Here is a 12,219-nt window from a genome sequence, read left to right as displayed (position 1 = left end):
AACTGGCAGCGCCCGGCATCGCTCGCTAGACTGGGGCTTCAGCGCGCCGTCCCCCCGGCGAAGGCTTCCCCATCAGCACCTGCGCCGCACGGCGCCGCGGAGATTCCCCATGGATCAGCTCGACGACATCCTCAACCAGGATCTCGACCCCACCGAAACCCGCGAGTGGGTCGACTCGCTCAAGGCCGTCATCAGCCACGATGGCACCGAGCGCGCGCATTACCTGCTGGAGCGGATGGTCGATACCACGCGTCGTTCCGGCGGGCACCTGCCATTCGACCCCACCACCGAATACGTCAACACCATCGCGCCGGCGAACGAGGCCAAGAGCCCGGGCGACGCGGCGATGGAGTGGCGCATCCGCTCGCTGATCCGCTGGAACGCGATGGCGATGGTGGTGCGCACCAACCGCAAGCCCGGCTCGCTGGGCGGCCACATCGCCAGCTTCGCCTCCAGCGCCACGTTGTACGACGTGGGCTTCAACCACTTCTGGCGCGCCCCCAGCGCGGAGCATCCCGGCGACCTGATCGGCTACCAGGGCCACATCAGCCCCGGCATCTACGCGCGCTCCTTCCTCGAAGGCCGTATCAGCGAAGAGCAGCTCGACCTGTTCCGTGGCGACGTCCACAACCACGGCCGTTCGCTCACCAGTTATCCGCACCCGTGGCTGATGCCCGACTACTGGCAGATGCCCACGGTGTCGATGGGCCTCGGGCCGATCCAGGCGATCTACCAGGCGCAGTTCTTCCGCTATCTGGAAAACCGCGGCCTGATGCCCAAGACCGACCGCAAGGTGTGGTGCTTCCTGGGCGACGGCGAGGTGGACGAGCCGGAGTCGCTGGGCGCGATCTCACTGGCCGGCCGTGAGGGGCTGGACAACCTGATCTTCGTCATCAACTGCAACCTGCAGCGCCTGGACGGCCCAGTGCGCGGCAACGGCAAGATCATCCAGGAGCTGGAAGGCCAGTTCCGCGGCGCCGGCTGGAACGCGATCAAGGTGATCTGGGGCAGCTACTGGGACCAGCTCCTGGCGCGCGACAAGGACGGCATGCTGCGCAAGCTGATGATGGAAACCGTCGACGGCGAGTACCAGGCCTGCAAGGCGTTCGGCGGCGCGTACACGCGCGAGCATTTCTTCGGCAAGTACCCGCAGACGCGCGAGATGGTGGCCAACCTCAGCGACGAGGACATCTGGCGCCTCAACCGTGGCGGCCACGATCCGCACAAGGTCTACGCCGCCTACCACGCGGCGGTGAACACCCAGGGCATGCCCACCGTGATCCTCGCCAAGACGGTGAAGGGTTACGGCATGGGCATCGGCTCGGGCGAGGCGGAAAACCCCACCCACCAGCAGAAGAAGATGAGCGGCGACGCCGTGCGCCACTTCCGCGACCGCTTCCAGATCCCGATTCCCGACGACAAGCTCGACAGCGTGCCCTATTACCACCCCGGCCCCAAGTCGGCGGAAGTGGAATACATGCTGGAGCGCCGTCAGGCGCTGGGCGGCTTCCTGCCGCAGCGCCGCCGCCACACCGACAAGGACTGCAAGGCGCCGGACTTCGCCGCCTATGCGCAGATCACCAGCGGCACCGGCGAGCGCGAGATCTCCAACACCATGGCGCTGGTGCGCGGCATGAACCTCCTGCTGCGCGACAAGCAGCTCGGCCCGCGCGTGGTGCCGATCGTGGCCGACGAGGCGCGCACCTTCGGCATGGAGGGCATGTTCCGCCAGATCGGCATCTACGCGCCGTTCGGCCAGAAGTACCGCCCGCAGGACGCCGACCAGCTGCTGTACTACCGCGAGGCGCAGAACGGCCAGGTGCTGCAGGAAGGCATTTCCGAGGCCGGCGGCGTATCGGCATGGATCGCCGCGGCCACCAGTTACTCGGTGTCCAACCAGCCGATGCTGCCGTTCTTCATCTACTACTCGTTCTTCGGCTTCCGCCGCATCGGCGACCTGATCTGGGCCGCCGGCGACCAGCGCGCGCGTGGCTTCCTGATCGGCGCCACCGCCGGCGGCAGCTTCCCCGGCGAAGGCCTGCAGCACTCCGACTGCGCCTCGCAGCTGATGGCCGGCACCGTGCCCAACTGCCGCGCCTACGACCCCACCTTCTCGTATGAGGTGGCGGTGCTGCTGCATCGCGGCGTCAAGGAGATGTACGAAGAGCAGCAGGACGTCTTCTACTACATCACCACCACCAACGAGAACTACGCCCACCCGGACATGCCCGAGGGCTGCTACGACGGCATCGTCAAGGGCATGTACCTGTTCCGCGATTCGGGCGCCGGCGCCGCCAAGGGCAAGGGCAAGGGCAAGAACGGCGCGCCGCGCGTGCAGCTGATGGCGGCGGGCGGTTCGGTGCTGGAGGCGGTGCGCGCCGCCGAACTGCTGGAAGCCGACTTCGGCGTCAAGGCCGACGTGTGGTCTTGCCCCAGCTTCAGCGAACTGTCGCGCGACGGCTTCGACTGCGAACGCTGGAACCGCCTGCACCCCGAAGCCAAGACGCCGCGCGTGCCGCACGTCACGCAGTGCCTGACTGGACACGATGGCCCGGTGATCGCCGCCAGCGAGTACGTGCGCGGCGTGGTCGACCAGGTGCGCGCGTTCATGCCCGACGGCCGCTCCTTCACCGCGCTGGGCGCCGATGGCTACGGTCGCTCCGACACCCGCGAGCACCTGCGCGACTTCTTCGAGATCGACCACCGCTGGATCGTGCTGGCCGCGCTCGCCGCCTTGGCGAAGGAGGGCAAGGTCAACCCCAAGGACGTGGCCCGCGCCGTCAAGGAATACAAGCTCGACCCCGAACGGCCCAATCCGATGACGGTGTGAGCCGTTCGCCGCGGAACCAGGAAAAACCCGCCTTCCGGCGGGTTTTTCCTCTTCGCGCGTAGCATTAGCGCGGTGCGGCGCCGAACTCCTCGCGCACCGCGGCGCTGCACAGGCGGTGGATGACCCAGCCGAACAGCACGCCGATCCCGACCGCGAACAGCGTGGAGAAAACCCGAACCGCCAGCATGACATCCGCCATCACCGCATCCACCTGCGCCGGTGCATGCGGGTCGTGCATGAGGCCCATCATCGACCCAGTGAACCACCACTGGAAGGCCACGCCCAGCGCCTGGTACATGATGGCAAAACCCAGTAGCCCGACGAACAACCGACGCGCCCACTCGCGCCGCCGCAGCAGGCCGATGGCGGCTACCAAGGTGAGCGTCGAAATCAGCAGGAAGGCACGGAAGAACCACGCGAAGTGCGCCGCCATGAAGCGCATCGGCAGCGGCAGGTCGGCCGGCATCGGCGGCGTCTGCTGCGCCATCGGCAGGAAAAGCCATTGCAGCATCAGGTTCTGCAGCGTCGCGATCAGCGTGGTGAAACCGGCCAGGCCAATGAACACCCAGGCCAGCACGCTGACGAAGGTGGAGCGGAACGGCGGCGGCGTGGGCATGCGTGCACTCCATGGCGGACGATGGCCGCCAGCATGGCTGGCGCGGTGCATCCCGGCAAGCCGGGATCGGGCAACCACCGGTGGCGCGAGCCTCGGCGCGGGGGAGGCCGCAGAGGCGCGGCGACGGCCTTGCGCCTGGTGGTGCGCAGGCGACAAGCTAGGAGCTGGTTTCGCTATGGATGATCCACCGATGAGCCTTGCGCCCAGCCGCTCCCTCCTTGCCGTGGCCGCCCTCGCCGGCGTCTTGACCTTTGCCGCCTGCTCGCAAGGCGGCGCGCCGGCGCCCAATGCCGCGCAGCAGGCGGCGCAGGCCAAGGCCGCCGAGGCGGCGCGCAATCTCGACACCTATCGGCAGCTCTTGCGCATCAAGAACGACCAGATGGCGGTGACGATGGGCAAGGACATCGTCAGCCGCTTCCCCGACAGCGCGGCGGCAAAGGAAGTGCAGCAGACCCTGCCCGACATCGAGAAGCGCTGGCGGGAGAACAGCGAGAAGGCCCGGCTGGCCGCGCTGTGGCAGTACGGCCTGGCGCCGATGGCCGGCGGCACGCAGTCCACCGCGTCGAGTTACAACGGCAAGCCGGTCGACGTGCGCGTGCGGCTGGTGTTGCGCCGGCATACCAGCTGGGGGCAGAGCGTGTTCCTGTACCACGACGGCCAGGGCGGCTTCGTCTGCCGGGGCGAGTGCACGCTGGCAGCGAAGTTCGACGGCAAGACACATCCGCTCAAGGCCTTTGCGCCGCCCACCGGCGAGCCGGCGCTGATGATTCGCGACGACAAGGGCTTCATAACGCTCCTGGGGAAGGCCCGCACGATCACCCTGCCGGTGACCCTTCAGGCGGGCGAGAAAAAGCTGGAGCTGGTCTACGAAGTGGGTGGCTTCGACCCCGCCAGGTGGCAGCCGCTGCCGAAAAAAACCGGGCACAAGTAGCCACGGCACAGCGGAAGGGGCGCGCCGCGTCGTGCGGGTATCGCATGGTAGAGGGCGCCCTCATGCGCCGTCGGTACCCGCGTGCGCGGCGCCGGCTCCAGCGCGCCGTTCAGCGCACCACCGTCACCGGCACGTGGGCGCGCGCCAGCACGTTGGTGGAAACCGAGCCCAGCAGCCAGCGTGCCAGCGCGCCGCGTTCGGTATGGCCGATCACGATGTGGTCGATGCCGTACTGCGCCACCTGGTTCAGCAGTACGTCGCCGGGGCTGCCATGGGTGAGTTCGAGGTCGACCAGGCTGGCGGCGTCGGCGGCAATGCCGGTCAGTTCGCTCTTGAGCTCCCCGAGCCGTTCGGCGCTGCTGTCGGTCATCAGGAGCGCGGTGGTGTCGCCGCCCTCGGCCACCTGCAGCACCGACACCACGCGCACGCGCCCGCCGCAGGCGCGCGCCAGCTCCATGGCGAAGGCGAAGGCGCGGCGCGCGGCATCCGAGCCGTCGTAACCCACCAGCGAATACTTGGGCATATCAGTTCCCGTTGGGCCGAAAGACAGCACAGTGAGTAACGCGCTGGCGCCGAAAGATCAAGCGCGCGCGTCGTACACTGGCGACCTCGCCCATGCTGGAGAGTCGTCATGCGCCGTCTCATGCTGTTGATCGCCCTGACCCTGTTGTGCGGCTTGCCGGGTGCACCCGTGCGGGCCGATGAGGCCGGCCCGCAGGTGGGCGCGCCGGCACCGGCCTTCCGCCTGCAGGACCAGAACGGCCACTGGCGCAGCCCGGCCGACTACCGTGGCCAGTGGCTGGTGCTGTACTTCTATCCCAAGGACTTCACCCCCGGCTGCACCACCGAGGTATGCACGTTTCGCGACGATCTCGCCAAGCTGCGCCAGGCCGGCGCCGTGGTGGTGGGTGTAAGCCTGGACGATGTGAAATCGCACGCCGCCTTCGCCGCGAAATACCACGTGCCGTTCCCGCTGCTGGCGGACGCGGATCGCAAGGTGGCCACCGCCTATGGCGTGCTCACCGCCATGGTGGGCATGCACTACGCCAAGCGCACCACCTTCCTGATCGACCCGGCCGGCAAGATCGCCAAGGTCTATGCCAAGGTCGACCCGCAGGCCAACTCCGGGCAGGTGCTGGCTGACCTCGCCACCCTCAAGCAGGCGGCGCCCTGATGCCGATATTGACGTCGCTGGATGCTGGCCGCAGCGCGCCGCGCGGCCTTGCGCCATGGCGCGTGGCGATGTGGCTGCTGCTGTTGCTGGCTGCCTTCGGTTGCGTGCAGTACCTCGCGCACATGCAATTGCTGTGGGCGCATCGCCATGGCTTGTCGCCGGCGGACGGCGCAGCCTGGCGCGGCATGCTGGCGTGGGACGTCGCCTACTTCGTGGCGGCCTTCGCGCTGATCGTGCTGTGCGCCGGCTGCATCCTGCGCCAGGCCTGGGCGCGTGCGCCGATGCGCACGGTTTGCACCGCGCTGGCGCTATGGGCGCTGGTCACCGGCGGCATGCTGGCCGTGCAGTGGCTGGCGTTCGAGCGCTCCAGCGCCGATGCCCTGCTGCAACTGGCCAGCGGCGACCACCTGCGTGCCGCCATCGTGCACGCGCGGCGCAGCTACCGCATCGCGCTGGGCTTGAAGGCCGTTGCCATTCCGCTGCTAGCGTGGCTGGCCTGGAGCCTGGGCACGCCGACAGTGCGCGCGCAGTTCCGACGTCGGCGCTGAAGACGTGTAAGCTTTGCCACCGTTGATGACACAGGGATTTGCCATGAAACGCATGTTGTACGCGATACCGTTGCTGCTGGTGCCGGCGTTGGCGATGGCGACGGGCGTGAGCGCGCCGTACCGGAACGTGCAGGCCAGCATGCTGGTCAGTGGCGACATCGAAGTGGCGCCGGACGGCAGCGTGATGCAATACACGCTGGATCGTCCGGCTGAACTTCCCAGTCAGGTGAAGGGTATGTTGGCCAAGGCCGTTCCCACCTGGAAGTTCCAACCCGTCATCGTGGACGGCAAGCCGGTAATTGCCAAGGCGGCGATGACCGTGCGCGTGGTTGCCAAACCGGTGGACAAGGAGAATTTCCGCATCAGCGTCGAATCTGCCCACTTTGGCCATCAGGAAGGTGATCCGGCGATCAAGTCGATACGGAAGCAACAACCCGTCTATCCGAGAAGTGCCATAAACGATCGCGTTTCCGGCGTGGTGTACGTGATTGCGCGTGTGGATGCGAGCGGCAAGGTGGCGGATGTCGCCGCCCAGCAGGTGAACCTGCACAATTCCGGCAGCGCTGTGCAACTGAAAAGGTGGCGCGGGGAACTGGCGCAGGCGTCGGTGCATGCGATCCAGAATTGGACGTTCACGCCGGCGGCAAGCGGCGCGGCGTCTGGTCGCCTGGTGCGGATGCCCGTGACGTTCGTTCTTCACTCCGGTGTTGCTTCCAGTGAGCCGCGCTATGGCCAGTGGGACGTCTACGTGCCGGGTCCAGTGCAGCTGATTCCATGGTTGGACAACAGGCTGCTCTCGGCGGGCGTCGATGCCGTGTCCGATGGCGCCATCGACCAAGTGGGCCAAGGCTTGCAACTGCTCACGCCGCTCACGGGGGCGTGAGGCGGCACGCGTTCAGCGCGGGTTGATTCGAAGGCGGGTATCGCTACGGCTCCACGTTTGCGGAATCCGCCCGATGCGCCTGCGCCATTTGCCGTTGCTGCTGTTGCCGATGTTCGCCCTGCCGCTGCACGCGCAGGACCTGGCCGCCACCTGCCACGCCACCAGCAGCTATGACGTGACGCTGCGGCCGGATGGCCTGTTGTTCGATCGCGCCGCGCCGGCGCCCACGCGGGTAGAGATCTCCCACGGCACGCTGCGTGTGGATGGCGCGAGCGTGCCGGTCGGCGCGGAGGAGCAGGATCGGCTCAGCCTGTTCGAGCGCGAGTTGCGAGCGCTGGCGCCGCGCGTGCGCACGGTGGCCGAGCACGGCGTGGATGTCGCGGTGCAGGGCCTGCGTGCGGAGTCGGCGGGCATGGGCTTGTCGGCCGAGACGCGGGCTGATATGGATCGACGCCTGGCGGTGGATACCGCCAGCCTCAAGCAGCGCCTCGCCGCCAGCCAAAGCACGCACGACTGGCAGGGCAATGCGATGGATGCGATCAGCAGCCAGATCGAGGGCGACCTGTTGCCGCTGGTGGCGAGCGACCTTGGCCAGCAGGCGGTTGATGCCGCGCTGAATGGCGACTTGCAAGCCGCTGCCGATCTGCGCGATCGCGCGATCGGGCTTGCGACGCAACTGGAACCGCGCATGCGCCAGCGGATGCAGGCGCTGCGGCCGCAGGTGGCCGCGCTGTGCCCGGCGATCCATGCGCTGGCCACCTTGCAACAAGGCATCCGCGATGGCCAGGGGCGGCCGCTACACCTGCTGCAGGCGGGTGGCTGAACGCAGGGCGTGATGTGCGGGCGATGACAGGCAGCGACGGCCTGCGCCGGCACGGCCTGTCGCCGGAGTCGCTGGTGCCGGGGTCCAGGCGGACGTAGCCTGCAAACTCCCGCCGCCGCCGGAGTACCCCGCATGCCACGTCGCCGCTTGTCCGCCCTGCTGGTCGCCGCTCTGCTGCTGGTCGCTGCCGGCGCCGCCGCCACCGACACCTTGCGCGTGGGCAGCCGCGTGCTGGTGGTTGGCGACAGCGCGGCCACCGTGATCGCCCTGTTGGGCAAGCCCAGCCACAAGTCGCATCCCCGTCACGGCGCCGCACACGGCCGGCGCGTACGGGTGATCGACCCGGTGGCGCAGCGCGGCGAGCGCTGGGAGTATCGCCGCAACGGCCACGGCATCACGGTCATCCTGGTCGACGGGCGTGTCGCCGCTATCGACGATCGCCCGCATTGAAGGCGCCGGGGCAGTCTTAGACTTTGGTCTAGACATGGCGCATGGCCCTTGTGCCGTGGCTGTCCGGGTGCGCAGCATGCGGGCGGCGTCGACGGTTTGCCGGACGGTCGCCATATCGGAACACCATTCCAGGGTTGCCCTGGCATGGCCATGGCAGGGATAGCCGCGGTGATGGCTGCACTGACGGCCAGCATCCTTCCCCTGAGCCGTGCGCTCCCCCGCACGGCATGTGCCGCGCCCGGCGTGATGCCGCTCGCGGCATGCCCTTTTGTTTCCGCACGGGCTGCCCGCTGCCTCGGCGGCCGTGGAGCCGGTGACGACGCGAGTGCGACGACAAAAAAAAGCCGCCCCTAAGGGCGGCTGTGGTGGTTGGCGCTGTCGCGCCGGCCTTATTGCGGCAGCGACAAATCGTCCAGCAGCGCCTTCAGGAAGCGCGCCGCCTCGCCGCCGGTGGCGGCGCGGTGGTCGAAGGTCAGCGAGATCGGCATGCGGCGGTGCACCTCGATGCCGCCCATCACCGCCACCACGTCGTGGCTGAGCTTGCCGGCGCCGACGATGGCGACGGTCGGCGGTACGACGACGGGCGTCGCGTAGCGGCCGGCGAACATGCCGAAGTTGGACAGACTGATGGTGTAGCCGGAGAGTTCCGAGGCCGGGATGGTGCGGTCTTCGACCTGGGTGCGCAGGCGCTTGATCGCGGCGCGGATGCCGGCCGCGTCGAGCACGTCGGCGTTGCGCAGCGCGGGCACGAACAGGCCGTCGTCGGTGTCGACCGCGATGCCGATGTCCACCTGCGGGTGCAGCGTGCGGCTGAGGTTCTTGCCGTCGAACCAGGCGTTCAGCGCCGGCACCGCCTTGCAGGCGGCCACGATGGCGCGGATCAGTCGCGCGGTGATGTCCTGCTTGCCGATCCAGGCGTGCAGGTCAGCATCGTCCACCAGCGTGGTCGGCACCACCTGCGCGTGCGCATCGGCCATCACGCGGGCCATGTTGCGACGCACGCCCTTCAGCTGCTCCGGCTGGCCGCTGGCCTGCACCGACGGCGGCGCGGTGCGCACCGGCTTGCCGGCGAGCGATACGGCGGTGCGGCTCGGCGCCGGGCCGGGTTCGGGCAGTTCCGGTGCGAGGTGGCGGCTGGCGGCGGCCGGCACGGCGCGGGTTGGGGCGGCGCCCAGCGCGGCGCTGCCGTTTGCGGCGGCGTCCTTGACGTCCTGCATGGTGATGACGCCGCCGGCGCCGGAGGGGCGCACGCGAGTGAGGTCGACCTTGAGCTTCTTCGCCAGCGCGCGCACGGCGGGCACGGCCTTGACGCCACCGGCGCTGCTGACCTGCTCCACCAGCACGGCGTTGCTGCTGACCATGGCGCCCACCACGGTGCCTTCGTCCGCGCGGTCAGCGCTGGCGGCGGCCGGGGCGGGCGCGGGTGCTGGCGCGGCGGCTTTCTTCGGGCCGTGGTGGTGGCCAGTGGATTCGGCCTCGGCGCGCTGCTTGGCGTTGGGGTCGGGCTCGAACTCGGCCAGCGCGGCGCCGGTTTCGATCACGTCGCCGGCGGCGCCGTGCAGCTTCACCACCTTGCCGGTGTAGGGCGAGGGCACCTCGACCACCGCCTTGGCGGTTTCCATCGACACCAGCGGAGCGTCGAGCTTGATGGTGTCGCCTTCCTTCACGTGCCACTCGACGATGGTGGCGTCGGGCAGGCCTTCGCCGAGGTCGGGCAGGTGAAATGTCTTGATGTCGGCCATGATGTTGTCCGTGGTGCGGGATGTTGAATACGGGACTTGGGACGCGGGACGCCGGTCAGGAGACGGCCAGCGTACGCTCGACCGCCTCGACGATGCGTTCCACGCTGGGAAGGTATTTCATTTCCAGGCGGAACAGCGGGATGTGGGTGTCCGGGCCGGTGACGCGTTCAACCGGGGCGAGCAGGTCGTACAGGCATTCCTCGGCCACGCGCGCGGCGATCTCGGCGCCGAAGCCGGCGGTCTTCGGGGCTTCGTGCACGATCACGCAGCGGCCGGTCTTCTGCACCGATTCGGCGATGGTGTCGAAGTCCAGCGGGGTGAGCGTGGCCACGTCGATCACCTCGGCGCTGATGCCGCGTTCGGCCAGCGCATCGGCGGCTTCCAGGGTTTCCTTCACCTGCGCGCCCCAGGTCACCAGGGTGACGTCGCTGCCGTCGCGCAGCACGAAGCACACGTCCAGCGGCAGCGCCTCGCCGTCGTCGGGCACCTCTTCCTTGTACTGACGGTAGATGCGCTTGGGTTCGAGGAAGATCACCGGATCGGGGTCGCGGATCGCCGCCAGCAGCAGGCCGTAGGCGCGCGCGGGCGAGGAGGGCAGCACCACGCGCAGGCCGGGGATGTTGGTGAACAGGTGTTCGTTCGCTTCCGAATGGTGCTCCGGCGCGCGGATGCCGCCGCCCCACGGTGCGCGCCACACGGCCGGCACGGTGAGGCGGCCGCGGGTGCGGTTGCGCATGCGCGCGGCGTGGCAGGCGATGTGCTCCATCATCGGGTAGATGAAGCCCTCGAACTGCGCCTCGGCCACCGGCTTCATGCCCTGCACGGCCATGCCGACGGTGACGCCGGCGATGGTCATTTCGTCCAGCGGCGTGTCGATCACGCGCCACTCGCCGAACTTCTCCTGCAGGCCCTGGGTGGCGCGGAACACGCCGCCGTTGACGCCCACGTCCTCGCCCAGCACCACGACGGAGTCGTCGTGCTTCATTTCGTAGGCGAGCGCCTGGGTGACGGCTTCGATGAGAGTGATCTGTGCCATGGCTTAGTGGGCCTTCTGTTCGCGTGCAAGGGCTTCGTTGCGCTGCTTTTCAAGATCGGCCGGCCGTTCGGCGTAGGTGTAGTCGAACATCGCCGACACCGGCTGGGTCTTGGTTTCGAGGTAGGCGTTCACCTCGTTGTCCATCCAGTCGTCGCACTCGGCCTTCCAGGCTTCTTCCTTGGCGTCGTCCCACACGCCCTTGGCGACGAGCCAGTTGCGCAGGCGCTTCATCGGCTCCTTGTCCCAACCTTCCTTCACCTCGGCCTCGCCGCGGTAGCGGCGCGCATCGTCGGCGGTGGTGTGGTCGCCGAGGCGGTAGGTGACCAGCTCCAGCACGCTGCCACCCTCGCCGTTGCGGGCACGCTCCAGCGCGTCCCCCATCGCCTTGCGCACGGCGATGATGTCGTTGCCGTCCACCTGGATCGAGTAGAGGCCCGCCGCGATGCCCTTCTGCGCCAGCGTCTTGGAGCCGGACTGGATCTTGCGCGGTACCGAGATCGCCCACTGGTTGTTGACGATCACCGCCACCAGCGGCAGCTGGCGCGCGCCGGCCATGTTGATGGCACCGTAGAAGTCGCCCTTGGACGAACCGCCGTCGCCGATGGTGCACACCGCCACGCGCTTTTCACCGCGGATCTTGAAGGCCAGCGCCGAGCCGGCCGCGTGCAGGCACTGCGTGGCGATCGGCACACTCCAGGCGAAGTCATGCCGCGCCGGTTCGTTCTGGTAGTCGTTGCCGCGCTCATCGCCACCCCAGTACATGTAGACCTCGCGCGGCTGCACGCCGCGGTAGAGCTGGGCGCCGTATTCGCGGTAGCTGGGGGCGAGAACGTCTTCCGGCTTCATCGCGCTGCCGATGCCCACGTGCGCGGCTTCGTGGCCGAGGCAACTGGCATAGGTGCCGAGCTTGCCGGTGCGCTGCAGCGCGATCGATTTGGCGTCGAACACGCGGGTGGACAACATCAGCTTGTACAGCTCGACCATGTGGCCGAGGTCTTTCGCGAACTCGGGCAGGTCGTCACGGACCTGCTTGCCCTCGGCATCGAGGTATTGCAGGTATTCGATTTCAAACTTGGCGGCGATGGTCACGACGCGCTCCCGGTTGGGCGAAGGGGAATGGGGGCGGCGGCCCATCCAGCGGGGCCTGACGCGCAAAGTCTTTCGGTCGGTGCCGTGTCCCGTGGCG

Annotated in this window: 12 protein-coding genes; 7 read left to right on the top strand and 5 right to left on the bottom strand. The window is 68.4% G+C overall.

Annotated elements, in window-relative coordinates; translation table 11 throughout:
- Nucleotides 1–109: 109 nt before the first annotated feature.
- Nucleotides 110–2,830, top strand: coding sequence for a pyruvate dehydrogenase (acetyl-transferring), homodimeric type (gene aceE / locus AC3WQA_RS07325; RefSeq protein WP_492674416.1), 2,721 nt, complete (start codon nt 110–112; stop codon nt 2,828–2,830).
- A 64-nt stretch (nt 2,831–2,894) separates the two neighbouring features.
- Here aceE and AC3WQA_RS07320 read toward each other — a convergent pair whose 3' ends face one another.
- A complete protein-coding gene (locus AC3WQA_RS07320) occupies nt 2,895–3,446 on the bottom strand; it encodes a hypothetical protein (protein ID WP_492674415.1) in 552 nt (183 codons plus the stop codon).
- A gap of 190 nt (nt 3,447–3,636) precedes the next feature.
- Between AC3WQA_RS07320 and AC3WQA_RS07315 the strand changes: the two genes are divergently transcribed.
- Nucleotides 3,637–4,377: a hypothetical protein gene (locus AC3WQA_RS07315; protein ID WP_492674414.1), complete on the top strand. Its 741-nt coding sequence runs from the start codon at nt 3,637–3,639 to the stop codon at nt 4,375–4,377.
- A 109-nt stretch (nt 4,378–4,486) separates the two neighbouring features.
- Here the strand turns inward: AC3WQA_RS07315 and AC3WQA_RS07310 are convergent, their stop codons facing one another.
- Nucleotides 4,487–4,900 (bottom strand): universal stress protein, encoded by a 414-nt coding sequence (locus AC3WQA_RS07310; protein ID WP_492674413.1) that lies wholly within the window; start codon nt 4,898–4,900, stop codon nt 4,487–4,489.
- A 108-nt stretch (nt 4,901–5,008) separates the two neighbouring features.
- Here AC3WQA_RS07310 and AC3WQA_RS07305 point away from each other — a divergent pair, with 108 nt between their 5' ends.
- From AC3WQA_RS07305 to AC3WQA_RS07285, 5 genes are all read left to right on the top strand, one after another.
- Complete coding sequence (locus AC3WQA_RS07305; protein ID WP_492674412.1) at nt 5,009–5,551, top strand: peroxiredoxin; 543 nt, start codon at nt 5,009–5,011, stop codon at nt 5,549–5,551.
- Nucleotides 5,551–6,099: a hypothetical protein gene (locus AC3WQA_RS07300; protein ID WP_492674411.1), complete on the top strand. Its 549-nt coding sequence runs from the start codon at nt 5,551–5,553 to the stop codon at nt 6,097–6,099. The genes AC3WQA_RS07305 and AC3WQA_RS07300 overlap by 1 nt, the downstream gene beginning before the upstream one ends.
- Before the next feature lie 43 nt (nt 6,100–6,142).
- Nucleotides 6,143–6,982, top strand: a complete 840-nt coding sequence (locus AC3WQA_RS07295) for an energy transducer TonB (RefSeq protein ID WP_492674410.1) — start codon at nt 6,143–6,145, stop codon at nt 6,980–6,982.
- Between the two features lie 73 nt (nt 6,983–7,055).
- Nucleotides 7,056–7,805, top strand: coding sequence for a DUF2884 family protein (locus AC3WQA_RS07290; protein ID WP_492674409.1), 750 nt, complete (start codon nt 7,056–7,058; stop codon nt 7,803–7,805).
- A gap of 132 nt (nt 7,806–7,937) precedes the next feature.
- The gene (locus AC3WQA_RS07285) at nt 7,938–8,255 is read left to right on the top strand and encodes a DUF2845 domain-containing protein (protein ID WP_492674408.1); all 318 of its coding nucleotides are present in this window, start codon (nt 7,938–7,940) and stop codon (nt 8,253–8,255) included.
- A 389-nt stretch (nt 8,256–8,644) separates the two neighbouring features.
- Here the strand turns inward: AC3WQA_RS07285 and AC3WQA_RS07280 are convergent, their stop codons facing one another.
- Genes AC3WQA_RS07280 through pdhA form a run of 3 tightly spaced genes read right to left on the bottom strand, consistent with a single transcriptional unit; the run spans nt 8,645 to nt 12,122 of the window.
- On the bottom strand, nt 8,645–9,997 hold the full coding sequence (locus AC3WQA_RS07280) for a dihydrolipoamide acetyltransferase family protein (RefSeq protein ID WP_492674407.1): 1,353 nt from the start codon (nt 9,995–9,997) through the stop codon (nt 8,645–8,647).
- Between the two features lie 55 nt (nt 9,998–10,052).
- A complete protein-coding gene (locus tag AC3WQA_RS07275; protein ID WP_492674406.1) occupies nt 10,053–11,033 on the bottom strand; it encodes an alpha-ketoacid dehydrogenase subunit beta in 981 nt (326 codons plus the stop codon).
- Nucleotides 11,034–11,036: 3 nt separating this feature from the next.
- On the bottom strand, nt 11,037–12,122 hold the full coding sequence (gene pdhA, locus AC3WQA_RS07270; RefSeq protein ID WP_492674405.1) for a pyruvate dehydrogenase (acetyl-transferring) E1 component subunit alpha: 1,086 nt from the start codon (nt 12,120–12,122) through the stop codon (nt 11,037–11,039).
- Between the last annotated feature and the right edge of the window lie 97 nt (nt 12,123–12,219).

The sequence above is a fragment of the Rhodanobacter sp. FW106-PBR-R2A-2-24 genome, from assembly GCF_058789615.1.
Note: the sequence above shows the minus strand (reverse complement) of the source record. Positions and strands in the feature narration are given on the sequence as shown.

Bases quoted from the DNA above. Each gene is read 5' to 3' on its own strand.
- aceE (WP_492674416.1), top strand. From the start codon at position 110: ATGGATCAGCTCGACGACATCCTCAACCAGGATCTCGACCCCACCGAA.
- AC3WQA_RS07320 (WP_492674415.1), bottom strand. From the start codon at position 3,446: ATGCCCACGCCGCCGCCGTTCCGCTCCACCTTCGTCAGCGTGCTGGCC.
- AC3WQA_RS07315 (WP_492674414.1), top strand. From the start codon at position 3,637: ATGAGCCTTGCGCCCAGCCGCTCCCTCCTTGCCGTGGCCGCCCTCGCC.
- AC3WQA_RS07310 (WP_492674413.1), bottom strand. From the start codon at position 4,900: ATGCCCAAGTATTCGCTGGTGGGTTACGACGGCTCGGATGCCGCGCGC.
- AC3WQA_RS07305 (WP_492674412.1), top strand. From the start codon at position 5,009: ATGCGCCGTCTCATGCTGTTGATCGCCCTGACCCTGTTGTGCGGCTTG.
- AC3WQA_RS07300 (WP_492674411.1), top strand. From the start codon at position 5,551: ATGCCGATATTGACGTCGCTGGATGCTGGCCGCAGCGCGCCGCGCGGC.
- AC3WQA_RS07295 (WP_492674410.1), top strand. From the start codon at position 6,143: ATGAAACGCATGTTGTACGCGATACCGTTGCTGCTGGTGCCGGCGTTG.
- AC3WQA_RS07290 (WP_492674409.1), top strand. From the start codon at position 7,056: ATGCGCCTGCGCCATTTGCCGTTGCTGCTGTTGCCGATGTTCGCCCTG.
- AC3WQA_RS07285 (WP_492674408.1), top strand. From the start codon at position 7,938: ATGCCACGTCGCCGCTTGTCCGCCCTGCTGGTCGCCGCTCTGCTGCTG.
- AC3WQA_RS07280 (WP_492674407.1), bottom strand. From the start codon at position 9,997: ATGGCCGACATCAAGACATTTCACCTGCCCGACCTCGGCGAAGGCCTG.
- AC3WQA_RS07275 (WP_492674406.1), bottom strand. From the start codon at position 11,033: ATGGCACAGATCACTCTCATCGAAGCCGTCACCCAGGCGCTCGCCTAC.